Here is a 24,371-nt window from a genome sequence, read left to right as displayed (position 1 = left end):
TGAACGTGGAACGCGACACAGACGGCACCACGAGGGTGCGGGCGGCGGCCAGCAGCCGCATCTCGGCGGCCAGCAGCGTGCGGGTGGTGTAGGTGCGGGAGCCGATGGGCCGGTAGATGCTCGAGCCGTCCGGGCGCACCAGGTCGGGATGGGCAGGGTTGAGTTCGGGCGGGGTGATGTCCAGACAGTCGCTGCCCGCGAGGACCTCATCGGCGATCCGGTCCGCCAGCTGGGGATCCGCGGTGGCTCCGGCCAGGGTGCGCATCAGGTAGCGGCGGGCCTCGGCCACCACGTGCCGTCGGCGGAAAGTGGTGCGGCGCTCGGCCACCGCCGCGAGCACCGCCGCGGCCGCCGTGGCCGGATCGATCCCGGCGGCGGCGGGCTGCTCGCGGGCCGCCTGCTGCGCGTGAGCGAGCAACTGGTCGACCGTGAACCGGTCGGTCGCGGCGATGGCCCGGGTGCGCCAGGTGGCCAGCAGCTCGTCCAACGAGCGGGCGGTGCGTCTGGCCGGGCGGGTCATCAAAGTCGCCCGCTGCTGCAGACGGGTGCGCACGCCCGGTGCGGGCTCGCGGCCGTGACGGCGCCGGTAGTCCTCGAACAGGGTGCCCGCCATCGTGCGGACTGCTTGGGCGCGCTGCGCGAACTCGGCACGGATCCGCCGGTCGATGCCCACGATGTGCATCACCGGCCGCCGCCCGGGAGTGACCTCGACCGGTTCGGTGGCCAGCCCGAGACGGGCGCAGACCAGCTCCAGGGCCCGCTGGTTGAACAGCTCACTGGCCGCGACCACTTCACGCATCAGCAGCCTCGTGTCCAGGTTGCGCCAGCGCCCGTCAGGGCCCTTCACGCGCGGGCTGATGACGACGTGCTCATGCAGCATCGGGTCCCCGGCCCGTGATTCGTAGTGCAGGTAGACCGCCGCCAGCAGACCCGGCTCGGCGCGCTGCTGGGCCACACCGGCCGGGCCGGTACGCACCGCGAGCGCATGCCGCTCCAGCCACGCCACCGTCTCCGTGCGGGCCTGGGCCAGCACGTCGAGAACAACGCCCCGTACCTCGGGGCCGCCCAGGGCGAACAGCAGCGACAGCTCCTCACAGGAGAACGTCAGGTCATAACCGGTACGGGCCCTGCGCTGCGAGCCGGTACGGGCAGCCAGATACCGGACCAGCTCGCCGCCATCACCCGGAGCACGGTGGTACTCGGCCTGAAAGGCACGGGCAGCGGTACGCATCCGCAGGTCCCTGGTCTCCGCCTTCGTCAAAGGGCGGCACACCTGCCCGGCCACATACTCAAGGACCTGCTCAATCTCCTTCTGAAGCGGGGAGAGTTCAGACAGCCGCGGCACCGCCGGTCCGAGCTTGGCCGCCCTGAGCGCCTGCCGTGGCGTGCGCCCGGCAGCCAGCTCGCGGGCGGCGATCGCTTCGGCATCGGGGTGCATACCCAGCCCGAACAGAGCCCGCATCTGCGGCTCGCTCACCACACCGGAAAGGCCAAGCGCCCGGGCCGCCTGCCCGTGCCAGTACCCCGGCGGCACCCCCGGCACATCGCTGGACACCGTCGCCACGCCACCCACCGCGCCGTCACCGGCCGCGATACTGCGCCGGTAGTAGCGCCAGCCATCGGCCGTGATGCCCTTCGCCGTCATCCCCACCAGACCAGTCGAACAGCCCACAACCCGACCACGCCGGCCACGCCAGCACACGGCGCCCGGACCTCCCACGCCCTGAGAAACGACCCACGAAAGCGTCCCGCCGGCCGGGAAAGACGCCCGCACGCCACGGCGGCCGTCAAAAGTGCTAGAGGTGTGCGGCGCACCGGACTTCACCGCCCAAGGGCACCACCCACCCCACCACAGGCATCCGGGCAACCGGCCATCCGGGCATCCGGGCATCCGGGCACACCGTCGGCAGAGCACCACGGCCATCCGGGCATCCGTACTGGCAAGGCTCGCCTCCCGGAGGGGCGCGTCCCGTGAGCGGGACCCTGTGCCGTGACGGGTGTGCTACGGCGTGGGACGCGGGCGGCCGGGGCGGGGTGGCGGGGGTGCGGGGGGCTGACACTGGCGCGGCACGGGGTCCGCATCCGGGTGGGTCCTTGGTGGTTGGAAGGTGGTGGCCGTGGTGGCGAGTCGGGGCCGGGGCGGGAAGGAACTGGCGCGGCGGAAGGCGGCGCTTGCGCGGGCGGCCGGGCGGATGGCCCAGGAGCGGCAGGCGGCGCAGAGGGCGGAGGCTGAGCGGCTGCGTCGGGAGGCGCGGTTCGATGAGCTGGCGGCCGACTTCGAGCTGGCGCGTGAGGACGAAGAGGCGGTAGCGGCGGAGGTGGAGGAGGAGGTTCGTCGGGTCCGGGAGCGGGGGCAGGTGCGGATACGGGCGGCGCGGCTGGTGGGGGCGCGGGTGGTGGTGGCGATGGGTGAGGCCGGGGAGACGGCGGCGGGGTGCTCGCGTCGGCTGGGTGTGGGGGCGGAGCGGGTCAAGGAGTTGCGGCGTCTGGCACGGGAGGCAGACGCGGGCGCGGACGGGGGCGGGGACGGGGGCGCTGCGGGGGGTGGGAAGTCGGGGCCGGGTGAGAGCGGTTCGGGCCTGGTGCGGGACGCGGGGCCGGGGCGGGTGGAGCGGGGTGCGGCTGCGGACGCGGGGCCGGGGCGGGTGGAGCGGGGGGAGGTGTCGGCGGCTGTGGGGGCGTCGGTCGCTTCGGTCGCTACGCCGTTGCCGGTGCCTGGTGGGGCGGTGGAGTGGCCGGGGCGTCCGGCCGGCTGAGCTGAAGGAAGGGGGCGGGCATGGGTCGGCCCCGGTCGCCGCGGGCGGGTCGCGGGGGCCGGGGCCGGTCGGTTTCGGTTGGTGCCCGGGGTGGGTTAGTTCTGGGGGCGTGGGGTCCAGGGTGCGGCGGGCCGCTGGGGCGTAGCGGCCGGTTGTGGGGCCGGGTAATGCCCCGGGGCGGGGGCCTGGTGGGCGGGGGCCTGGTGGGCGGGGGCCTGGTGGGCGGGGGCGGGCTGCTGCTGCTGCCATGCGGTCGGCGCTGGCGGTGCCTGTTGGGGAGCCGCCTGCTGGGGTGGGTGGGGGCTGGTGAAGCGGCCGGGGTCGACGTCGCGGTAGTAGACGGTGACGGGGGCCTGGTCGGCGACGAAGATGCGTTCGTGGATGCCGGGGGGTGTGAGGACCCATACGACGGTGGCGTCGCGGCGGACGGTGCGGCGGATCAGGGGCGGGGGGAGGATGACCTCCTCGCAGGTGCCGGTGTTGGGGTCGGTCTCGGGGACCTTGATGTGGTCGACGGTGCTGAACAGGCCCTGCATGTTGAAGAGTTCGTTGATCGTGGTCTGGTGCTGCACAGTGCATGTCCCCCTTCTTCTTGTGCTGTTGGTGCGGGCCGGCGGGCTGGCGGGCTGTGGGCTGTGGGCTGTGGGCTGTGGGGGACGGTACGGGCAGGCCGGGCGTGCCGGGGGCGGGGTGCGGGGCGGGGTGTCAGGGGGCGGGAGGTGATCTGTGGTGGCGGCGGCACCGGGCGGGACAGCCAGTGGGAGGGGCACATGGGTGCGGCCCCGCGCCCTGCCGGGTGGCTGGCGGGGCGCGGGGCCAACGAAGCCGGGGGGCTACTCGGCGTAGGCGGGCGGCCGGTGGTGGTCAGCCGGTCGTGGTGCGCGGGGCCCGTCTGCGGCGACGTGCCGGGGCGGGGCGCGGCGGGATGGACTGTGTGGGTGCCGGGGGGCCGGTGAGGCGCGGCAGGCGTACGCGGGCCGGCCCCGTCCCTTGGTGCAGGGGCGGGGTCGGGGGGTGGGGGGTCAGTGGCGGCTGGTGGCGCGGGTACCGGCGAGGGCGGTCAGGTTGGTGGGCTCGGGGACGGCGGAGAAGCCGGTGGGGTCGACGCTGAGGTGGATGATCCAGTGGCCGGGTCCGGTGACCTTGATGACGTCGCCGACGGAGACGGAGCGGATGTCGGTGGGCCACCTCTGGCCGTTGTCGTCGGGGCGCTGGTGGTTGCCGACGGTGAAGGCGGCGTCGGCGGCGTCCTCGTGGTTGCGGATGCGGGTGCTGGCGTGGAAGACCAGGCGCAGGGGGCTGTCGTCGGGTCGGGTGGCCTCTGCGAGCGGGTGGTGGTGCTGGTGGCCGTCGAAGCTGTGGCGGGCGGTGTTCATGTAGACGGTGGCGGTGTACACGGCCGGGGCGGGGGTGCTGTCGGGAGAGTCGATGCGGGCGGTGACAGTGTGGGGGCGGGTCACGGTGGTCGTCACAGGGGAACTCCCATCGGGGCGCGGCTGGTTGATGGGGGTGAGGGTGTGGTGGCAGGTGGTTATGGGGGCAAGGCGCAGCCGGGCGCGGTGTGCGGGTAGGCGGGCGGCCCCGCGCCCGGGACGTGCTGTCCTGGGGGCGGGGCCGGGCCGTGGGCGGTTGGCGGGTGCGGGGGTCAGTCGGACCAGGTGGCCTGGGTGGGGCCGTAGCTGTCGCCGGGCTGGCCGGCTGCCTGAGGGCCACCGTCGCCGTGGCTGAGGACGGGCCAGCCGCGGACCGGGTAGTAGCCGGTGCAGTCCGGGTGGCACGGCGCTTCCTCGTGGCCGAGGAAGTTGCCGCCGCAGGCACAGGATTCGGACCACTCGGTGACGATGAACTGGCCCGGGCGGGGGCGCTGCGCGGCGGCGAGACTGCGCAGGATGCGGCCAACCGGTATGTGCGTGGAGCGGGTGCTTGCAGGCATGGGCTCTCCGAAAAGGACTTGGTTGGGTGTGGGGGCGCCGGGTGGGGCTGGCGCGGTGCGTGAGCGGAGAGGGTGCGGGTTGCTGGGGCTAGCGTGGCCAGTTTGTTGGGCAGGGTGGCGGGTGGTGCGTCATCGGTTCCCCCTCCCCCGGGAGGGCGGTCAGTTGCTGTCGTCGTCCTGGGCGGTCCAGTCCTGCCATGGCCACAGGCCGCCGATCCGGTAGCGGCCGTCGGCGTCGGGTCGGATGAGGCGGCCCGGGCGGCCCGGTTCGGTGCGTAGGCGGGGGTCGGAGGCGATGAGCAGCGCGTCGTGCAGCCAGTGGCAGGTGAGGTGGCGGCCGGCGTGGCTCGTGGTGAGGTCGGTGGTGATCTGCTCGGCCGTGGCCCGGGTGACGCTGATGGCCTCCCACGGGCCCCAGGTGCGGGAGACGGGCAGCGCCTCGTACGGGCCGTGTTCGTTGTCGAGGGTGAACAGGTCCGGCAGTGGTGGGGTGGAGGCTAGGGGCGGGAAGCGGGCTGCGATGGGGGCGGGGATGATCGCGACGGGGGTGTTGCGGAAGACGATGACGCAGTCCTCTCGGTCGTCGGAGGGGGCCAGGCAGATGTAGCGGTCTGGGGTGACGCCGTAGGCGGCACGGTTCTCGCACGTGTCGCAGCCCTGGCAGGGGCAGGCGCGGTCATCGTGTGGGTCGGCGGTGAATGCCTCCTCGAGGTGTTCCGCGTATCGGGTGCCGGGGCCGTCGGTGAAGTAGGCGGCGACGATGTCGCCGGTGCGTATCTGGTGGGCGGGGACGACGGTGAGGTGGGTGTGGTTCATGCCGTCGGGCAGGGGCTGGTAGCGGTGGGTGAGGGTGGGTGCGGGGCGGTCGGTGACGATGAACTGGTCGGTGCTGTGGGGCATGGTCAGGATTCGCTCGGGCACGGGCAGGACCCTCTCTTCTGGGGGGAGTTGCGGGCGGTGACGGGGTACGGCGCCCGGCCGCGGCTGGCGCGGCGCGGGCGCGGGCGGGCGGGCGGTGACGGGTACGGCCGCGGTTGGGGCGGCGCGGGACGGGCGGGACGGGGCGCTGCTGGGGTGCGGGCGGGGTGCCGGGCCGCCCCCGGGGGGTGAGGGCGGCCGGCGGCCGGGGCTCGACCGCACATCGGGCGGGGCGGTGCGGGAGCGTTTCGGCAGCACCGGAGACTGCCCCAGGCAAAGGCAAGCCGTGCAAGGCCCGACAGCCGGGCCGTACGGGACGTGCAGCGGCCCCGTACCCCTGCCAGGTGGCGTGGCGTGGCAGGGGTGCGGGGCCATGGTGTGACGCTGGGCGGTCAGTCGGTGGAGCGTCCGGCTCGCGCGGGGTCGGTGCGCGTGCGGGCGGTGAGCCGGGCGAGAGCGGTGAGGTAGCCGTGTTCGGGAGCTGCGTTGAGCTGGTCGGCGAGGTCGATGGCTTCCTGGTAGCTGAGGGCGGCGGCGGGGAGAACGGCTGTGCACTGCGGCAAGCGGCGCAGGTAGATGCTGCCGTGCTCGCTGGTCAGGGTGGAGGGGGGTGCGAGGAGGACGCCGCCCAGGGTGGGGTCGTCGGGGTCAGGGGTGCGGTCGTTGATGAGCCACAGGCAGCCGTGGACCGGGCCCGTGTTGTCGGGCGCCTGGGTGGAGGTGAGGAGCACGAGGGTGCAGGGCTGGTTGTCGGGGTCGCCACCGTCCGAGACGCGGGTGAGGACGTCGGGGGTGAGGGGTGTGGTCTGTTGGGGAAGGAGGGCGCGGACGGCAGCCAGGCGGGTGGTGAGGTGGCTGAGGGCGGTGGGGCCCCATCCAGGGGTGGCGTCGATGAGGGTGCTGGTGGTGAGGGGGATGCCGCGGGTGCGGCGGCCCTTGAGGAGCAGGGCGAGCGGGCCGGCCGTGGTGGCGGTGACGATGCGGCCCTCGAGGACGATGAGTTGCGGGACCCGCCAGGCGTTGCCGCTGCTGAGCACCAGAGCGGTGTATTTCTCTCCGTCGTGGGCCATCAGGTCGGTGACGGTGGCGGGGGGTTGGCTGGTGTGGGCGAGGGGGTAGAGCGTGTGCATGGTGTTGCAAACGGCGGCCTGGTCCAGGGCGGGGGAAAGCCGGGTGAACGACACACCCTCCGACGACGAGGAGGTGGGTGTGGTGGTGATGGACGACATCAGTGTGTGGGGCTTGTAAGCAGGCACGCAGGATCTCCTCGTGGATAGGGGGGATGGATGGCCGGGAGAGGTGCCCCGGGCCGGATGATTGATGGGGATTGACCGTGTCCGGGAGCGGGGCAAGGGATGCAACCCCCGGAGGGCAGGTGGGTTGGCCGGGGGGCTGTCAGTGCCGGGGACGGCCGCGTTCCTCGCGGGGGAGCAGGGAGCGGACGAGGGGCGGGAAGGGCGCGGGGCGTCCGTACGCGCCGGAGCGCCATACCGTCGCGGCGGCCGTGCCCCCGCGGTGGATCGCGGCCTGCTGCACGCTGTGCCGCCACTCCCCCCGCGTCACGCGCGTCTTGAGCCACGATGCAGCCCGGACGGCTGCGAGCGGGCGAGACGGGAGCGGATGGCGCCGACGGTGTGACTCGTCGACCGCGGGCCGGCCGGGCGGCGACGGCGGTCGGCGTAGCGGGGCGAGCGGGCTTTGCGGGCATGGTGGGCGCGGAGCGTGGCAGCAGCGGCCCCGCCCCCTGCCAGGTGACTGGCGTGGCAGGGGTGCGGGGCCAAGGGTCGCGGGTGGGGGCGGGGGCGTGCGGGCCAGGGGCGGGAGTGCGGCCGGGGGTGCTGCCCCTGCAGGGCTGGTCGGTCAGGGGCGGGGCTGCGGGCATCCGGCGGCGGTGCAGCGGTCGTTGATGAGGTAGCCGTCGCAGTCGGGGTGCGGGCAGGTCTCGACGGGCTCCTCCCCGTCGACCCGGTACAGCTCGGGTGTGGTGTCCTCCAGGGTCAGGTCGTCGAGCTGGTGACCGGCCGCGGTGGTGAAGTCGACGGCGAACTCCTGGGTGTTGATGTCCTCGTAGGCGGTGCGGGCGGCCTGCTCGGTGGGGGCCTTGAGGGTGACGAGGACAGCTGCGGTTGCGAGGAAGGTGAACGTGCGGTCGCTGTCGGGGCTGGTAGGCGTCACGGACACGGGGGGCTCCTCGGGGTGTGATGTGAAGGGGGGCTCACACTCTGCGAGGAGCGGGGGTTAGCGAAGCAAGCACACCCAACGACGCACAGCGGTGGCCGGAGACACGGCGCGGGCACGGGCGTCCGGGCTGCGGGACACGGCCGAGACCGCACCGGGCACGCGGCCCCGCGCCAGCGAGTACAAGGGGGGCGGGCCAAGAAGGGGGGCGGCGCGCGGGCTGGGCGGTGGGACCCCCGGCGCCCGGCCGGGCTGGGCGTGAGCAGCCGCGTGGCATGGGCACGGCCCCCGCGTCGAGCGCTGACACGGCACGGACGCGAGGGGCCAGGGGGCGAGGCGGAGGCCGCCCCCGGCGCCGCGAGGGGGTACAGCCGCCGGGGGTCGTGGGCCGGATACGTGGGAGCGGTCAGGCGGTGGTGGGGTGCTCCGGCTGTGCGGCGGCGTCGACGGGCCTTCTTCCAGCCCCTGCTGGGTCGCTGCGGCCTGACGGAAGCAGTCGGTGGTGCTGATGCGGCATGCAGCGCGCGATAACCCTGGACGCAGGGAGAGTTGGCGAAGACCAGGTTTCAAAGGGTCCTGTCCGATCGGACAGGACCCCTCGTGACGGCGTCCGGGACAGATTGCGTTATCGGCGGACCTTCGTCAGGGCAACCTGGACAAGGCGCAGCGCAGCCTGAACCGCTTCCTCGTCGCGCAGCGGGCAGTTGACGACGTACTGGTGGCCGGCGCGGACCCCCCGGAAACTGACAGGCTCATCCAGATCGGCCACGTCCTCACGGGTCAGGCGCAGGGTCAGTCCGCCGTTAGTGGCCTTGACGTAGGCGACGGCGCCGAAGCGGCGGACACCTGCGTCGCGGACCATGATGTAGTCGGTGCGGCCGTCCCGGGTCCGCTCGGACTCCCCCGGGCCGATCTCGACGTTACCAAGCGCCACAGCCCCCTCAAGGAAGCCGAGCACACGCTTGGCGATCTCCGCACTGCGCGCGCGACCGCGAACCAGATCCGTGATCTGGGCCCAGTCCAGTTCCCCGCCAAGCCCGCTGACTGGTGCATCCAGCTCTGCCTCAACAGGCGCGCCGGCATCCGCATCGTCCTCCGGCGCAGTCAGCCGCAAAAACTCGGCGATCTCCTGCGGCGTGCCCTCGATCAAGCGCATACGCCCTCCCCCTTGACTGCAAGCGCAGCTTCTCTGCGCATGGACATGCATTCCCTTACTCACACAGACTCACGCTTGTGTCAGGTTGAGCAAGTTGAAGAAGCGTGAGTAAGAAGCCACGCGAGGGCCAACGTGCCGCACTGGCGACGCCAGCGGTGACTCACCCAGACACAATGACCCGGTGACCTGGAGCGTGCGCAAGCGGCGGGCCGCTGCCGCCTGGCTGCTCACCGACATGGTCGACGGGCCCGCGGCGGTGGCGCAGGGGCGTTGGCCTGTTGAGGCGGAGGACGGCGAGGTCGGCGCCGGACAGTCGGTAGAACAGAAGCATCGCCTTCCGTCCGTCACGCCGCACAAGATGCCGATGAGCCGCACAAGTACGAGGATGGTCGAAGAGGCGCAGAGCACTGCTGACCGTCCGGGGAGAACGCGCCATCTCGTTCGAAAACGTGCTAGTGGGGCTGGGAATTCGTCGAAGGATGCAGCCGGTTTGTGCAACCCACTCGGTGATTGAGTAATGTCCCTTTGCGGAGATGATCATCATGGGTGTTGGCGATCCCCTGAGCGCACAAATGCTCTCGATCACCAAGACGGCAGTACAGAAGTACGCCGCGGCGGGTGAACCGATCAAGGAGGCAGCAGCCCGGACCGAGGTCGGACGGCTCCTGTTCCAGATGGGACGGGGAGACGATGCCTTTGCCGAGCTCCGTCAGGCTGCACAGATCTTCGAGGATCACGAGGCTGATCCCCCCGCTGCCCATGCCCTCCTCGGCTGCGCGCACGCACTCACCATCCAGAACCGGCTGGAGGAAAGCCTGCCATGGTTCGACAGGGCGATCAGAAAATTCAGGGAGATCGGGTACGAACCCGGTGAACTGGAGGCCTCGGCGGCCAAGCTGGAAGCTCTTGGTGACCTAGAGCGCTGGGATGCCGTTGATCTGAGTGCGCGGATCGTCGCGCGCACGGAAGCGGCTGAGGACGGGCAGTTGCGTGTGCTGCGCCTGGTGGCCCTTAAATATCTGGCGAAGGCGCTTCTGGCGGCTGGCGACCCGAGAGGTTCTCTCAGCCCGGTGATGCAGGCGGCGGACATCGCACACGATGTCGGGGACCGGGGTGAAGAGGCAACACTTCGGCTTTTCGTTGCCGAGGACCTCCGCCTGTTGCAGGATTTCCCGAGAGCCGTCGATCAGTACAAGCAGGTGATGGGCCTTGCGCGGGGCTTGCCCAACGCGGCCGATCTAATGACAGCGGCGACCGCTGGGCTAGGGAAGGCCCTCCGTGCCTAATCCTATGGGCGCAGCGATGTTTGCGGAGCTCGTGGAGCAGTACGCTGCCAGCGGCGAGACCCACCTGGAAGCACTTTGCCGATACCAGAGGGCACAGTGTATGAAGCCCGCCCCCGCGTCCAGCCACGCAGAGATGATCGAACTTCAGAAAGAACGCGGGGCTGAATTCGAGCGAGCCGCCAAACTCTTCGACAGCATCGGCGACGTCAAGGATGCTGGGAGATCCTGGTACTGCGCGGCCTCCGAATACAACGTCCTCGGCCTGGTCCTTACCGACTATCGGGGGATCTGTTACCACGCATGCAAAGAAGCAGCCGCCCGCATGGAGGCTTCCGGGGACTGGTGGGGTAAGGGCCTGTCCGAGTCCCTCGCCGGCCAAACGTTTCGGCAAGAAATCGGCCAGCCGCCGGATCCGCGAAACCTGCCCAGTCTGCAAGCAGCGGTAGAGTCCTTCACCGTCGCTGGTCGCCCGCTCGAAACAGCAGCGGCGCTCATGACAGTGGCAGTGGAGCAGACCAGGTCCCCAAGCGATGACGAATGGATGGCCAGTGCAGTGCGGGCGTTGCATTCGTATGAGAAAGCGCGGCCCGGATTGCAACTTCCTCATGAGCGGGAACGGTGGGACACTGTCATCATAAACAGTGGCGTCCGTCCTCTCGCCAGCAAGGTACGCAAGGCTGTCGACGACATCAGCGATAATCCCCGGTGGGATGAACTGATCTGGCTGCTAGTCGAGGCCCCCAAAGCGCGATCCTTTCAGGACCAGCAAATGCAGAACGAAGCCTGGACTGGCCTCGTATCCAGCGATTCAGAACTCTCTGCCATTGTGGGAGAAAAAGAGCAGGCGGAGCGAGACAAAGCAAGGATTGAGCGCGAAATCGGAGCGCTGCTGGTAGCGGGGATGCCGGACCTCATCCCCGCCGAGGAAGAGACTTTCCGAGACGCAGAAGAACGCTTCCAGAAGGCAAATATAGCACTTGTGAAGCGCCTTGATGGAATCTCTCGCGAGAGCCCCGAGCAAGCCGACATCGTCAGCATACCCCCAGTCTCCTATAAAGAGCTCCAACGATCTCTGAACCCGGGCGAGGCATACATCACCTATCGCTGGAATGGCGGCGCTCCACTGCGGTCAACTGTCACTCGTACCAGCTACTCCGCCGATGTCGCCGAGGGCATTTCTGTTCCTTTCGCCCGTCGGGCTGCCGCTGACGCGATCGCCGGGAGAGTTCCGTACTACGCCACACCATCCGATACAGACCAGCTTATCGGCCAAATCCCGGACAGCGTGGACACCCTGATCATCTCTCCTGACGCACTCCTGCATGGAATGCCCTGGAATGATCTGCCCACATCAGGTGGAGACCAGAGCAGCGGCACGCTAGGGGATCACTTCCCGCTCGCGGTTGTGCCAGCGGCAGGTTTTCTGCACCAACTGCGCAGTGAGCACTTGAGACGAGGACCGATCCCCCGAGATCGGACCTACACGGGAGTAGCCTGCCGGGGAGGAGGAGGCGAGCAGCCTCTAGAGTACGCGGATTGGGAAGTCAAGGCAGCCAAAGAGAACTATTTTGCAAACGATTCCAATTCGATCGCTCTGACAACAGACGAAAGCTCAGAGTTTCTCGCTGAGGGATGCAACACCAGCCTGCTCCACCTGGCTTGCCACGCGGAACGCCACGGACTGCTTCTGTCGCAGAACGGCACGTGGACGACCCCAGTAGACCTACTGAAAGCTCCGAAGCGAACCTTCGGAGCAGACATCCTCCTGCTAACCGGATGCTACGCGGGAGACTTCTCCAAGGAAGATAGCAACGAGTTTCTCGGAATACTGCGCCAGTTGATGATAATAACCGGTGCGCGAGCCGCTGTCACCAGCGTCGCTCCGGTCGATGACGCCGCTGGTCCGCTATTTTCGGATATGCTGCTCTCCGCCCTGACAGGTGCCCAACCGGAACGCCTTTGGTCCACGCCCTCGCACCCGTTCACAATCGGCAAGGCGGTCGGATGGGTCCGTCGGACGATGCGCAAACTAGACCCACCCCCAGGTGGGCTTGATGACATCGCTCCCGGGTACGAAGACCCGACTCCGTTTGACCCCTCGTGGTGGGCTCCCTGGTTCATAGTCGGTGACCCGAGTGTGAACCTAATTCAGTGACATGCTGCTAATCGGAGAGCGAAAATGCAGATGACCGTAAACCTGGACTTGGCCAGGACCGAAGAGGCCACCCTGCGCTCTGAATTCTTCGGCAGTACGGATCCCGACAAAGGAGAGGTGGTCCTGCCGGGCGATATAGTCCTCAGGTACCCGAAAAAGCGCACACGCGGGGGGTCGTCCGCGGACATCCTTACTGCGGCACAGCTAGTTGCGAGCATCCCGGCTGGGGTATTGGCCAATTTGGCCACGGATCACATTAGAAGGTACCTGCAAGGCAAGAACACCACAGGTAGCATCAGGAGAGCCACAATTTCTTACATCGACCCCAATGGTAACCCCGTGACACTGCACCTGGAGTTCGCAGACTCCTGACTGCCGCGTGTCGGCCTGCCGGATAGGCCGCATTCCCCTAAATTCCCGGCGGAGCCGGGTCCGTGAGCAGCCGGCTGTTCTCCACCATCAAGCGCTGGTTGAGGTTTCGGAGGGCGGTTAGGTCGGATTCTGCGCGTTGGCTTGCGGCGATAGCCGCGTCCCGTTGCTTCCGCAGTTCTTCCATCCCGGCGTCCCGTGCGGCCGGCAGTCCCAGGACGTCGCGGGCACGGGCACCGAGTTCTTGGATGCGTAGCGCACGGAGCTGAGCCCGCACCTCCTCAAGGGTTCGCTGAAGGACGGCGTTCTGTTCGAGGAGTATGGGGTTCTCGACTTCCAGCGCGGCCTCTTTGCGGGCTGAGGCTGCTGCGGCGGCTCGCGGCCGATCGCCAGCGAGATGGGCGCGTACTGCCTCGGCGTCGGCCTTGAGGTCGCGGTGGCGCTGCGCAAACCCGGGGGCCCAAGACAGGACTGGCCCCACCCGGGGGCCGGGGGGATCAGAGCCGCCAACCCGACCGGAACGCGGCAGCAGGCAGGCAGCCGATGCGCCGTTCGGCCCCGCAGCGGCCCGGCCATGCGGGCGGGGTCGGGGTCGGGGGCGGGTGTGATCCGGGCAGCGGTCGGCGGGGATCAGGGCGTGGGCGGTTGTGGCTTGATGGCTGGAGCGGTGACGGTCGTCTCGGCAGTGAGGTGCTGTCCACATGCCCTGAGTCACATGAATGCCGTAGGTACGTCGGTCCGCAACCGAGAACTCACACTCTGTCGTCCCCAGGGGCATGACGTCGCCCGCACCTTCCCCCAGCCCTCCGCCGTGGCCGCACTGCGCCGAGGGCGCGGACCCGGTCCTTGACCCCGTGGGGTGCCGGGGAGTCCACGTCCGCGGCCACGCGCGGTGTCTGGCACATCTCGCCCTTGACGACCGGGCCGCCTATCTGGCGACTCTGTCCCCGGGGGACGACGTTGACCACCGCGGCACGACTTTCAGCCGTCCGCTTTTGGACGACCTTCGGGCGGCCCTGCATGACACGACTATCTTGAGCCCCCGCTTCGGCAGGGCCTGGTTCACCGGTGCGACGTTCGCTGCCGATGCCGGGTTCGGTAACGCGACGTTCTCCGGCGACGCCGGGTTCGGCAACGCGACGTTCTTGGGCGATGCCTGGTTCACCAGCGCGACATTCTCTGGCGACGCTAGCTTCGGCGGCGCGACGTTCTCCGGCGACGCCTGGTTCACCAGCGTGACGTTCTCCGCCAAGGCCTGGTTCGGCGGCGCGACGTTCTCCACCGATGTCGGGTTCACCCGCGCGAGATTCTCCGGCGCCGCCAGCTTCGGCGGCGCGACGTTCTCCGCCAAGGCCTGGTTCGGCGGCGCGACGTTCTCCGCCGACGCCAGATTCGACAGCGCAACGTTCTCCGGCGCACCGCTGTTGGGACCTTTGGTTTGCCTAGCACGTCTGGATCTATCGGGCGCAGTGTTCGCGGTTCCGGTGGTCATCGAGGTGGCAGCGGAGAGCGTGGTGTGCACGCGCACACGCTGGGAGTCGACAGCCACCTTGCGCCTGCGCTACGCGAGCGTGGACTTATCCGACGCGGTGGTCACACAACCGATCGCGGTCACTGCCCACTTGGCCCCTTTCGTCACGTCTGGGAGCGCAGTTGACGAGAGTGTCCTGACCGGTGACGCCGATGTACGCATCACTTCGCTTCGCGGAGTCGACGCCGCCCACCTGGTCCTGACCAACACCGACCTGACCGAGTGCCGATTCTTCGGCGCCTTCCATCTCGACCAGCTCCGGCTGGAGGGCGAGACGATCTTCGCCCGTACCCCGCCCGGGGCCGATGTCCGCCGAGGGATCCCCGTGCGCTGGACCGACCGGCTGACCCTCGCCGAGGAACATCACTGGCGGGCCCTGCCAACCCAGCGCCCTCGACTGCGCTCCGGATGGACCTCCGCCCCGCCGCAATCCGGCCCCGCTGTGTGCCCACCCGGCCCACCCGCGCTGGCCGCGCTCTACCGCCAACTCCGCAAAGCCTTCGAGGACGGTAAGGACGAACCCGGCGCCGCCGACTTCTACTACGCAGAAATGGACATGCGCCGCCTCGACCGACGCACCCGCCGCAACGAGGCCGAACGCTGGCTCTTGACCGCCTACTGGGCCCTGTCCGGCTATGGACTGCGCGCTTCGCGAGCACTGACCTGGCTCGGTCTCTCCATGACCGCCACCGTGTTGGCGATGATGCTCTGGGGCCTGCCCACCAGCGACCCCAAACCGATAACCACGGGCACCCAGGCCCCACCGGGGCAACCCGTCCGACTCGTCACCGACAACCCCGACCCGATCCTGACCGGATCACCGCACGAACGACTGACCGGCAAACGCGCAGAAAAGGCGACACGAGTCGTCCTCAACTCCGTGGTCTTCCGCTCCAGCGGACAGAACCTCACGACCACGGGCGCCTACATCGAGATGACGTCCCGCATTGTTGAACCAGTCCTCCTGGGCCTAGCTGCCCTCGCTATCCGAGGACGCGTCAAGCGCTGAGGGTGTTCTGGTGGGTCAGGCGAGGTAATGCCGACGAATCACGGTTGCGATGGCCTCGCCCCACTCGGCGAGCGCTTCGGGGGTGCGCGGCGCGCAGTCGGGAAGGTCGACCGTACGGATCCAGTGCCGTTCCGTGGACGGCATGACGTCGTCGTGGATCTCGACGCACAGGTCGCCCTCGGCGTCTACATACAGGCGCAGGGAGCGCCCGTGGGTGGAGGCCAGCGCGGGCTCCTCGGTGCGGAAGATGAGGCCCCAGGCGCCGAGGAATCCGGATTCCGCACCCCAGCCGGATCCCAGGGCGCGGGCGGCGGCGCGGGCATAGTCGGACAGGACGTAGATGTACTCCGTACCCGGGACGGGGTCGTACAGGTCGGTCGTGGTCGTCATGGCCAGGTCTGCCTTTCAATGGTTGTGTGAGGGCTCTGACCGTGTCGGTTGCGGCACTTAGCCGGGCAAGAGCCCTGGGAGTGGTTGATTGGCGGCGGGTGGCCGGAGTACGGCCCGGGTGAGCGCACGGGGGCGCGACGGGCAGCGGTCGGCGGCAGTGGGCCGACCGGGCCGGACGGGACGACGAGCTGGGAGTTGACGGGAATGCAGCCGGGCCCGCCCCTGCGGTGACCGTAGGGGCGGGCCTGGTGATGAGGGGTCAGGAGCGGCGGTTCGCACCAGTCCCTGTGGTGGTCAGGGTTGGGGGGTGTCGAAGGTGAACGTGGTGCCGCCGGGGATGCGCAGCGGTTTGTCGGCGGGTCCCTTGACGGTGAACGGCACGATGTCCTCGCGGTGTTCGTGGTGTTCGAGCCGGTCGTCGCTGAGTTTGTGGTGGAGGTAGGTATTGAGGCAGGTGTTGCGGCGGTAGGGCGGGACGGGCCAGCGGCAGGACCACTGGACGGTGCGGCGGCCGTCGGAGGCGGCGGCGTCCTGCTCGGCGGCCGTGCTGGTGGGGCGGACGGGCGCGGCGAGGTCGATGACGCGGACGGTGCCGTCTCCGGTGGTGCCGCTTCGGCCGGTGTTGTGGGTCTTCGCCTTGGTCTTGGCTTTCTTGCGGGCGGCGGGCGGCAGCGTGGTCCGGGTGGTTTCCGTGAGTTGGCTTTTGCCGGTCTGCTGGATGATCTGCCAGGTGGTGTAGACGGTGGCGGCCCAGTGCTGGACGGTGCCGGGCTCCGGGTGTGGTTCGAAGGTTCCGCCTTCGGGCAGGACGACTTCGTTGTGCCAGGCCAGCGGTCCCCACACTTCGGGGTTGCGCCTGCGGAAGGCTGTCTCGGCTGCGGCGGACTCGGCGGCGGTGACCGGTGTGCCGTCGGGGCCGACGGAGACGGTGGCGTTCGGGTCCACGCCGGTGGTGTCGCCGGTCCGGGGGGCGTAGAACGTCATCCAGATCCCGTGCTGATCGGACGGGGAGGGGATGAGGCCGCGCTGTCGGCTCTGGCGGATCCAGGTAAGGGGATGCTCCTGGCCGAGTATGTGGGTCTGGCTGCCGTCCCACAGGGACCAGGACACGGCGACGATGGGTGTGTGGATCTCGACCCGGTTCCCGCTGTGGGTGAGGTGGTGCTCGACGTCGGAGCCGATCGGGTCGGCGAAGACCATCAGTCCGGTCGGTGACGGTGGTCGGGTGGTGCTGATCCGCTCCTGTGGTGCGGAGCCTGCGGCGGCGGCGACTGCAAGTCCGGTGGCGTTCGCCCCGATGCTGTAGGTGCGGGCCTGGTGGAGCCGGTCCGCTTCGGTGATCATCAGGATCCGTACCGCGAGAGCGAGGGGATCCATTACAGGTGCGGGGGCGGTGGGCATGATCGTCCAGCTGCCGCTCTCCAGCGCCATCGCGAGCATCTGCGCGTTCAGGTTGGTGCGGGTGTATGCCTCCTGGCGGCGCTGCCAGTCCAGGACGGTCAGCGGAGCGGGTGCCTTCCAGCCGGTGGGTGCGGTACGGGATATGGGCACGACAAGACTCCTCAAAGGGAAAGGGGCTTAGTGGGGAGCCAGGCCCGAGAAGAGGAAGGGGCGGTGGTGTGGTCACCGCCAACGCCCGGGCTGGCAGACGGCACCATGACCGGGCGGCCGTCTAGCGGCGCAACCCCGGCGAGCAGCCTGTGTTGCGCAGGTGAAGGGCCGCATCGGAGTGTGCTGTCGTGCCTGGTGAACGTGCCGGCCCCGGACCAACGCGCGGCCCCGAGCACGGAGCGGGCGCGGACGGCGCCGCGAACCGACGGGCCGGGGGCCGGGAACATGAGCGGGGCCCGCCTGGCCGGTGACGGTCGGGCGGGCCCAGGAGCCAGGGGCGGGTCAGGCTATGAGGCAAGGGAATGAGTCCCAGACCAGACCGGAAGGACCCGGCCATGACCGCCCGCCGCGGTGGGGAGGTTCGTGCAAAGCGCTGGACGTTGTCCGCCACGGCTGCATGACCACGTGGAGAGCCACTCCGTACGGGACTGTCCAGGGCGACGAGGCCGCGTCAGACCCCTGAAAGCGCAGAACCGACGACCATCCGCCCAGAGGCGGCCCCGAAGGGGCGAGCAAGGCATGGTCGCCGGTTCCTCACACGCACACCAACCGAAAGAGATCTGATCCCGCAGACCACCCGGAAGGTGTAGCGAAGCCTCCACTCTACCGACATGAGGCCGGACGGCGACGGCGATCGCCTTGCTTCCAGTTGGGGGGCGTGGCCGGCGCTGCGGCAGGCGGACGCTCGCCACCCCAACGCCGGGCAACCCTCGGGCGGGAAAGGCCTGGTGTTCGGTCGGGTGCCGGCGGGAGAGACGCCGTGCCCCCGCACGCAGCGGGGCCCGCCTCCTGACCGGCGAGGGTGGAGGACTGGCCCGGGTATGGGTGTTCGTCCGTCAGAGCGAGCGCTCACCATTCGGGTTGAAGAGAGGCTCGCTGCGGGGGTCGGGGCGGCACGAGGCAGGTGGTGGCGTCAGTGCTGGATGAGGCCGCCGACCGAGACGGGAGGGACGTGGCCGGTTGCCGGAAGAGTCCGCGCCAGAGCGAGGCCAATGTCGAGCAGCGACGACCGGCGCAGGCCAGCCACGTCGGGGATCGGAGTCCAGACGGACTCGGCGCTTTCGCCGTTCGGCTCAGGCCGGAGTTGGCCGCCGGTGATGCGGACCCGGTAGAAGATGCCGACATTCTGGTGCTCTGGTCCCCCGGGGACGGCGCGTTCGGCGGCGGGGATCACCCTTGAGTCCACACCCAGCAGGCGTTCGACCATCGCGTCGCAACCTGTCTCCTCGGCAACCTCCCGGATCACCGCATCGAACGGATCCTCCCCGTGCTCGACCCTGCCGCCCGGAAAAGTCCAGTTCTTTGAGACGTGATGGGCGAGCAGGACCCGCCCGTCCTCGATGCACACGGCGTACGCCGCCAGCCGAAAACTCATGCCCGTACCTCCCACCGGACGCTATCCCAACGTGCAAGATCCGCGCATCGCTAGGCATCGGCAGGACGCGGACGCCCTAGTTCGGGGATGTGAACGCTCACGTAATTCCCCAGGCGCCCGGTCCGGTCCAGGCGTCTCGGGCGGCTGACGCCGCCGATCGTTAGAGTGCCTGCGTGCCGAAGACCAGCGTGAGTAACGAGACAGGCAGCCTGCTCTGCCTCTGGGTGGGCCGTGGGGAACTGATCACTGGATTCGTCCTGGCGAGGAGTTCACCGTCGTGACCGAGACGGAGCCCGAGGAGTCGCCGTTCAACGTCGTCGTTCATGATCAGGGCATCACGGTGTGGGTGAACTCAGGAAGCGACGCCGAGGTCTGCGACGAGAACGGCGATCCGGCGCCTTGCGGGCATCAGCGGCCTGCCGACGCCGGATCCTGACGGGCCGGGTCCTCAGGTGAGTGGCTTGATGGGCCTGTCGGGTTCTTGGGCCGCTTGTTCGGGCGGTAGCTGGGCCCGTTCATGATGACCTGGTGGCTGGTGTTGATGAGTTGGTCCAGGAGCGACTCGGCGACGACAGGATTGGGGAAGAGGGGTTACCAGTCATCGGGGCGCCCGGTTGCTCGTGATGATCAGGGAGCGTCCCTGCCGCTCGGAGACGAGTTCGTAGAGGTCGTCGGCCTGGGCCCGCGGACAGCTGGCGCATCGCGAAGTCGTCGAGGATGAGGACGTCGGGCCGGATGAGTTCGCGGATCCGTTTCTCCCAGGTGCGGTCCGCGTGGCCGCCGGGCGAGGTCGGCGAGGATGCGGCTGGTCTTGGCGAAGCGGACGTGGGCGCCCTGGCGAACGGCGAGGTGGCCGAGTGTCTGGGCGATGTGCGTCTTGCCGACGCCGCCCGTTATCAATGGGTCGTGCGGCACGAGTGGATGACATGCCTGGTCGGATCGTCGATGCGATCTATGCGTCGTGGACTGACAGCGCTGCGGCCCCAGTGTCGGTCGCGGGTGATAGACACGGGACTATGGCGACGTTCATGGTGCTTGTCGACGGTGAAGAGGGTGGCTGGGGCGCCGACCGAGATGCTCTGACAGCTGCGATCCGGGACGGATAGGCCGGAGTCGAGACGGACTCGACGCCCCGCAGCGAGGCACGGAGCTTCTGCCGGTCCTTCGAGTCGGAGGACGGTCCGGGTGAGGCGTATCTGCATGAGGACGGCACCTGCCTGTATCTCGACTCGTCGCAGTCTGACGCGGTGCGCTTGGCGGTTGTGTTCCGGAGGCTCGTTCCGGCGGCCCTTGACGTGGTGTTCTGCGATGAGGGATACAACTTCGACGTCCGGCTCCGGTCGGACGTCACGGACGCCGAGCTGATCGAGCTGATGACTGCGGACTGATCTCAGCAGGGCCCGATGGCTCGGGCTTGTGTCTCCGCCGCGGCGGGCAAGTTCGCGTCGGAGGTCGAGGTTCTCGCCATGGGCCAGTCCGAGTGCGTCCCGCAGGGCCTGTACTTCTTCTCGGTGCTGCTTCTTCAGGCGGGTGATCTGGCTGGTCAGGGCGATATCGAGGGTTCTCTGTTCGTCGGCCGGAGGCGCCGGTGCAGGGACGGGACGGGCCTGGGCCGGCAACAGCGCTGATGCGGAGACGTCTTGGGCCCGCACGGGACTGTCCCGTGCGGTGGGATGGCTGGCCGGATCTGATCCCGTGAGGTGATCTGTTGACGGCAGGGTCGGGGTCGCGTGCTGGGCTGCCCGTAGGGTCGGAGCGGGCGCGCAGCACGCTGGCTGCCCCACCGTCCTAGGGGTGATCATTTTGGCGATGTTCGAGCTGGACCTGGAAGGCGCGGATGTGACTCGTGCCGAGATGGTTGCTGACTTGCGCGGCGTCGGTTCGGTCGACGAAGACATCATTCGCGCACTGTCACAGCCAGGCGTGCCGGACTGGTTTTTGGCCAATCCGATCGAGGCTGTCTCCGGGTTGGACGACCTGCGCGGACCGGAGGGTCTCGTGGATGTGCCGGTGAAGTGGCGAGATGGGTTGCCGGCGCAGGTCAGCGGTGATGACGTGGCGCTTCTCACGCTGCTGTATCAGCGTGTTCTCACCTCTGGCACGTCCGCGGAGCAGTCGGCTCTGATTCACCAGGAGCGCTTGCGGAGTGTCTGGCCGTCGCTCGCTCAGGCTCTGCACCCGGTTGTGGCCTCGGTCTGGGAGCGCCGGTTCCCGCAACTGATCGGGTGATGCTTTGTGATCTCGAACCTGTCCGGCGCGCGAGCGGTTGCTGCGCATGCCATGGCCGCAGCCGCAGGCGAGATGGGCATCTCCTTCCAGTTGGCCGGGAGCCTCGCCCTGGACGTCCACGGGGCCCTGCGCCGGAAGGCGATGGACGTAAACCTCACCACGAGGGACGCCCACGACGGGGACAGAGCTATTGAGCGGATTGCGGGGTCACTGAGACACTCCGGTTGGCAGGTGGACGTGCCGGACCTGGCCCGCCCGGCGCGATCGCTCATGTTTCTCGGCCCTGGGCAGGAAACCGGCATCCGGCTGACGACGGCAGTAATGCCGGAGTACACGCGAGAACCCGAGCACGTCGATGGTTTGACCGTAAGTTCTCTGCCGACGTGTCTCCTGAGGACTGTGCAGGCGGTGCAGGGCAGGCGGGATGCGCGGGACTTCGTCGATCTGGCCGCGCTGGAGGAGCGTCTTGGCCCCGAAAGCTTCGATGGCATAGTCACGCAGTGGCTGCGTCACGTAGCGAGGCAGGCCCCAGGCGACGATCCTGCCAGGCCGTACCAGCGGCTGCACTTCTCACTCGCGCACGTAGTGACCGTGTGTCAGCCAGAGTTCGCCGCTCGCGGCCTCACCCGCGCACAAGCTGAGACGGTCCGCGACCAGGTTGTCACCATCGCCGGCCGCCTCGGAGCGGCCGCACCGTCCACCAACAGCCCAGCCAAGAACGCGCTCCAGCGCCTGCTCACCCTGCCAGACGGAGAGTTGCGGAACATGCAGGCCGCGGCCGAGGCACTCGGCATCGACGCCTCATATGTACGAGCACGACTCGCCTCACCAGACACCATGGCCGCACAGCGCGCCGCAGCCGAACAGCAGCGGGGGGCCGACGTCGGTGTCGTCGCACGGGCCGAGCAACGGCGACGCCGAGCACAGCATGCGCAAGACCCGGCGCACAGCCGTTCACTCGAGCAGCAGACCAGCGGACGCATCGCACCGCGCCCTTGACCTCGGCTTCGGGGAGCCGTGGGAGTGCGACGTGCTGGGGCCCGACAATGCTCCCCGCCCCGCGTTAAGGCGTCGCTTCTTGTGGCGATGAGTTCGTTGAACCGTGTATGACGGATCTGGTTGAGCGCCTAGTGCCGGGTGTCGTTTCGGCGGCTGATGCCGCAGCCGGAGGTGATACTCCCGCAGGGCGGAGGCCGCCGTCGGGCGGGTGACCGCGAGGCCCTGGCGGCGATCATCTTCGTGGCCACCTCGGGCTGTTTGCCGGCGTCTGCACCGCCGCTACGAGCGCAAGGCCGAACACTTCCTCGCGTTCGTCGGCATAGCCGCAGCCCTCATCGGCTACCGCCCATTGGCCAGGGAGAACGGCTGACGCCCTGGCTTGTCACACCCATCGACCATGATCTCAACCATGAACGAAGACGTCTTCTGGCAGCTCATTGAAGAGTGCAGGCCCTCAACTCCCGATCCCGAGGGCGATCGGCTCGCTGCTGCCCTGACTGCACGCCTGGTGAACGGGCCCATGTCCGAGCTGATCGGCTTCGCCGAGCATCTCTCCTGGGCCCTGTACAGGTTGGACCGCAAGGAGTACGGCGAAGGACTGTCAGGCGATGCGTTCCTCTACACCCGGGCTGCCGTCGTCGCCGCCGGCCGTGAGGAATACGAGAACGTACTTCGATACCCGGACCAGTTCGTGCCGTACGCCAGCGATCTCGTCTGTGCCGAGGCACTGCTCTACGTACCCGACAAGGCGTACGAGCACATCACTGGCGAGGAGTGGGACCGCAGCACACGGTACAGCTACGAGTCGTACTCCAACACGGCCGGGTGGGCCGACGCATAGCCACCAGCAGGCCCTCCTGCCTCACCAATAGAAACGACCTCTAGGGCGCGGACCCAGCACTGCCGCAGCATCGGCTTCGGCGCACTCGCCGCCTCGCCCTCCGAGCGCAGCAGCCCCCTGGGACCACGCTCCGGCTTCCAGCCTCGGGATGAACTGCTGGAACTCCCAGTGGACGCGTGAGGAGGTCCCTCTCGATGCGCGCCCTAACGCCCTGTCTGGTCGCATGCAATTCTGCTTGCCGCCGGACTGTCCTCCCGAGATGCGCCAGAGTTGCCTCGGTGGGACTCTGATGGTACGTGGGTTACATCGAATGCTCTCGTCGGCAGCGCTCACCGAGCTGGGCCCGCGATCCGCGAGGTTCTAGGACGGCGTCCTATGTGGTGATCGGTCGTTGGGCTGTTCATGGGGCAGGGGACGTGGAGTTGGATTGTTCCGGACGGCTTGTGGGAGCTCGCCGGGCCGTTGATTCCGGAAAACCCGGTGTGGCCGCAGGGCGGTGGGACACCGAACACGCCTGATGAGACGCTGTTCGCGGCGAACCATCTACGTGCTGGGCAGCGGCTGCGCCTGGTGGGCCCTGCCACCGTGCCATTGGCATATCGAAGTCGACGGCCCACCGCCGGTTCGTGATCTGGTCGAGGGCGGGGGCATGGGGCCGGCTCCACGAAGCGGTGCTCACCAACTCGACGACGCGGGCCTCATCGACGTGTCCCGCGCCGTCCTCGACTGCGCTCACGTACGCGCTAAAACCTTTATCCCACTCTGAAGAATTCGAGATGCGGGAGAGACGGGCTCGAGGGATCCTGAAGTCGTTACGTCAAATCGGAGTAGGTGAACGCGCCCGCAGGCGCGTGAGGAGTCTGATCTACACCAGCGGCCGCGCGGTTTCTCCGAGCGGGGGCGCCACAAATGGCGTCGCCATCGGCATTCTCCCCAGTATGGCTCAGGATGACTGGGAGGAGCAGCGTGGGTCCGCAGCAGACCGATCTAACGCGAGGCCGATGGCTTAGGCCGGCCGCGAGTGGGCCGCACGGCGGTCTACTGCTGGTGCTGACACTATTGGCAGCTGGATCGTCTATCGCAGCATTGTTGCTGTATGCGGCAGGCGTGTTTGGCATGCCGTACTCGGTCAGCTTCCTCACGGCGCCCGGCGTGGTGCTATTGGTCTCGATGGCGGCCTGGGCGCGGCGCAGCCGGAGAGCCTTGCTACTCAATCGAATTATCGTCGGCACGGTCGCCGGTTTGCTGGCCACGGCGGCGTACGACATCGGTCGCTGGGTGATTGTTATGCTCTCTGGCGTCGCGTTCGATCCGTTTGGTCCGATCGTCAGTTTTGGTGTTCTTATCACTGGTCAGCCGCCGACTTCCCCATCGGCGATCGCGGCTGGCTGGGCGTATCACCTTTCCAATGGACTGACTTTCGGTATCGCTTACGCCTTGATAGCTGGACCGGCACGCTGGTGGTGGGGGGTCGCCTGGGGGATGATGCTTGAGTTCGCCACTCTGGCCGTATATCCGGTGTTGTTCTCCATTCCGGCATATGAACCGTTCCTCTACATCAGCCTGGTGGGCCACTTCCTTTATGGCGCCGGGCTGGGGCTGTACTGTCAGCGGTTTGCCATGAAGGGACGATGA

24 protein-coding genes and 2 pseudogenes are annotated in these 24,371 nt (G+C 68.7%); 14 read left to right on the top strand and 12 right to left on the bottom strand.

Features of this window, described 5'->3' with window-relative positions; genetic code table 11:
* A partial coding sequence (mobF, locus tag ACFU5O_RS28315; protein ID WP_384244834.1) for a MobF family relaxase occupies positions 1-1,645 on the bottom strand: 1,645 nt, incomplete at its 3' end.
* A 472-nt stretch (positions 1,646-2,117) separates the two neighbouring features.
* Here mobF and ACFU5O_RS28310 point away from each other — a divergent pair.
* Positions 2,118-2,756 (top strand): hypothetical protein, encoded by a 639-nt coding sequence (locus ACFU5O_RS28310; protein WP_384244829.1) that lies wholly within the window; start codon positions 2,118-2,120, stop codon positions 2,754-2,756.
* 95 nt (positions 2,757-2,851) lie between these two features.
* Here the strand turns inward: ACFU5O_RS28310 and ACFU5O_RS28305 are convergent, their stop codons facing one another.
* The 7 genes from ACFU5O_RS28305 to ACFU5O_RS28275 form a co-directional block, all read right to left on the bottom strand.
* Positions 2,852-3,328 carry a hypothetical protein gene (locus tag ACFU5O_RS28305; protein ID WP_384244828.1) on the bottom strand — a complete coding sequence of 159 codons (477 nt, stop codon included), beginning with the start codon at positions 3,326-3,328 and terminating at the stop codon, positions 2,852-2,854.
* 450 nt (positions 3,329-3,778) lie between these two features.
* Entirely contained in the window at positions 3,779-4,228 is a 450-nt protein-coding gene (locus tag ACFU5O_RS28300) for a hypothetical protein (protein WP_384244826.1), read from the bottom strand.
* 173 nt (positions 4,229-4,401) lie between these two features.
* Complete coding sequence (locus ACFU5O_RS28295; protein WP_384244825.1) at positions 4,402-4,689, bottom strand: hypothetical protein; 288 nt, start codon at positions 4,687-4,689, stop codon at positions 4,402-4,404.
* 159 nt (positions 4,690-4,848) lie between these two features.
* Positions 4,849-5,610, bottom strand: coding sequence for a hypothetical protein (locus tag ACFU5O_RS28290; protein WP_384244824.1), 762 nt, complete (start codon positions 5,608-5,610; stop codon positions 4,849-4,851).
* A gap of 389 nt (positions 5,611-5,999) precedes the next feature.
* A complete protein-coding gene (locus ACFU5O_RS28285; protein WP_384244823.1) occupies positions 6,000-6,863 on the bottom strand; it encodes a hypothetical protein in 864 nt (287 codons plus the stop codon).
* 604 nt (positions 6,864-7,467) lie between these two features.
* The gene (locus ACFU5O_RS28280) at positions 7,468-7,788 is read right to left on the bottom strand and encodes a hypothetical protein (protein ID WP_384244821.1); all 321 of its coding nucleotides are present in this window, start codon (positions 7,786-7,788) and stop codon (positions 7,468-7,470) included.
* 622 nt (positions 7,789-8,410) lie between these two features.
* The gene (locus ACFU5O_RS28275; RefSeq protein WP_384244820.1) at positions 8,411-8,941 is read right to left on the bottom strand and encodes a hypothetical protein; all 531 of its coding nucleotides are present in this window, start codon (positions 8,939-8,941) and stop codon (positions 8,411-8,413) included.
* Positions 8,942-9,474: 533 nt separating this feature from the next.
* Between ACFU5O_RS28275 and ACFU5O_RS28270 the strand changes: the two genes are divergently transcribed.
* The 4 genes from ACFU5O_RS28270 (at position 9,475) to ACFU5O_RS28255 (ending at position 15,291) form a co-directional block, all read left to right on the top strand.
* Positions 9,475-10,227, top strand: coding sequence for a hypothetical protein (locus tag ACFU5O_RS28270; protein WP_384244819.1), 753 nt, complete (start codon positions 9,475-9,477; stop codon positions 10,225-10,227).
* 133 nt (positions 10,228-10,360) lie between these two features.
* The gene (locus ACFU5O_RS28265; RefSeq protein ID WP_384244818.1) at positions 10,361-12,382 is read left to right on the top strand and encodes a CHAT domain-containing protein; all 2,022 of its coding nucleotides are present in this window, start codon (positions 10,361-10,363) and stop codon (positions 12,380-12,382) included.
* A gap of 24 nt (positions 12,383-12,406) precedes the next feature.
* A complete protein-coding gene (locus ACFU5O_RS28260; RefSeq protein ID WP_384244817.1) occupies positions 12,407-12,754 on the top strand; it encodes a hypothetical protein in 348 nt (115 codons plus the stop codon).
* A 1,031-nt stretch (positions 12,755-13,785) separates the two neighbouring features.
* Complete coding sequence (locus ACFU5O_RS28255) at positions 13,786-15,291, top strand: pentapeptide repeat-containing protein (protein ID WP_384244816.1); 1,506 nt, start codon at positions 13,786-13,788, stop codon at positions 15,289-15,291.
* A 15-nt stretch (positions 15,292-15,306) separates the two neighbouring features.
* On the opposite strand, the gene ACFU5O_RS28250 is transcribed toward ACFU5O_RS28255, so the two are convergent.
* From ACFU5O_RS28250 to ACFU5O_RS28240, 3 genes are all read right to left on the bottom strand, one after another.
* Entirely contained in the window at positions 15,307-15,681 is a 375-nt protein-coding gene (locus ACFU5O_RS28250) for a hypothetical protein (RefSeq protein WP_384244814.1), read from the bottom strand.
* A gap of 294 nt (positions 15,682-15,975) precedes the next feature.
* The gene (locus ACFU5O_RS28245) at positions 15,976-17,232 is read right to left on the bottom strand and encodes a hypothetical protein (protein WP_384244812.1); all 1,257 of its coding nucleotides are present in this window, start codon (positions 17,230-17,232) and stop codon (positions 15,976-15,978) included.
* 973 nt (positions 17,233-18,205) lie between these two features.
* Positions 18,206-18,667: an NUDIX hydrolase gene (locus ACFU5O_RS28240; protein ID WP_384244811.1), complete on the bottom strand. Its 462-nt coding sequence runs from the start codon at positions 18,665-18,667 to the stop codon at positions 18,206-18,208.
* A gap of 277 nt (positions 18,668-18,944) precedes the next feature.
* Here ACFU5O_RS28240 and ACFU5O_RS28235 point away from each other — a divergent pair, with 277 nt between their 5' ends.
* Positions 18,945-19,103, top strand: a complete 159-nt coding sequence (locus ACFU5O_RS28235; protein WP_384244810.1) for a hypothetical protein — start codon at positions 18,945-18,947, stop codon at positions 19,101-19,103.
* A gap of 191 nt (positions 19,104-19,294) precedes the next feature.
* On the opposite strand, the gene ACFU5O_RS28230 is transcribed toward ACFU5O_RS28235, so the two are convergent.
* A complete protein-coding gene (locus ACFU5O_RS28230) occupies positions 19,295-19,582 on the bottom strand; it encodes an ATP-binding protein (RefSeq protein WP_384244808.1) in 288 nt (95 codons plus the stop codon).
* Positions 19,583-19,914: 332 nt separating this feature from the next.
* On the opposite strand from ACFU5O_RS28230, the gene ACFU5O_RS28225 reads away from it, so the two are divergent.
* The 8 genes and pseudogenes from ACFU5O_RS28225 (at position 19,915) to ACFU5O_RS28190 (ending at position 24,371) form a co-directional block, all read left to right on the top strand.
* A complete protein-coding gene (locus ACFU5O_RS28225; RefSeq protein ID WP_384244807.1) occupies positions 19,915-20,055 on the top strand; it encodes a hypothetical protein in 141 nt (46 codons plus the stop codon).
* Positions 20,056-20,070: 15 nt separating this feature from the next.
* A complete protein-coding gene (locus ACFU5O_RS28220; RefSeq protein ID WP_384244806.1) occupies positions 20,071-20,295 on the top strand; it encodes a hypothetical protein in 225 nt (74 codons plus the stop codon).
* A gap of 181 nt (positions 20,296-20,476) precedes the next feature.
* On the top strand, positions 20,477-20,896 hold the full coding sequence (locus ACFU5O_RS28215) for a hypothetical protein (RefSeq protein ID WP_384244804.1): 420 nt from the start codon (positions 20,477-20,479) through the stop codon (positions 20,894-20,896).
* Positions 20,897-20,902: 6 nt separating this feature from the next.
* Entirely contained in the window at positions 20,903-21,895 is a 993-nt protein-coding gene (locus ACFU5O_RS28210) for a hypothetical protein (protein ID WP_384244803.1), read from the top strand.
* Positions 21,896-22,033: 138 nt separating this feature from the next.
* Positions 22,034-22,174: pseudogene (locus ACFU5O_RS28205) on the top strand (IS5/IS1182 family transposase); the annotation flags it as partial.
* 130 nt (positions 22,175-22,304) lie between these two features.
* Positions 22,305-22,736, top strand: a complete 432-nt coding sequence (locus ACFU5O_RS28200) for a DUF4240 domain-containing protein (RefSeq protein WP_384244802.1) — start codon at positions 22,305-22,307, stop codon at positions 22,734-22,736.
* Positions 22,737-23,138: 402 nt separating this feature from the next.
* Positions 23,139-23,484: pseudogene (locus tag ACFU5O_RS28195) on the top strand (transposase); the annotation flags it as partial.
* A 299-nt stretch (positions 23,485-23,783) separates the two neighbouring features.
* Complete coding sequence (locus tag ACFU5O_RS28190) at positions 23,784-24,371, top strand: DUF6789 family protein (protein ID WP_384244801.1); 588 nt, start codon at positions 23,784-23,786, stop codon at positions 24,369-24,371.

Source organism: Streptomyces sp. NPDC057445, from assembly GCF_042802855.1.
Lineage (GTDB): Bacteria > Actinomycetota > Actinomycetes > Streptomycetales > Streptomycetaceae > Streptomyces.
This window is presented reverse-complemented; position numbering and strand designations above follow the sequence as displayed.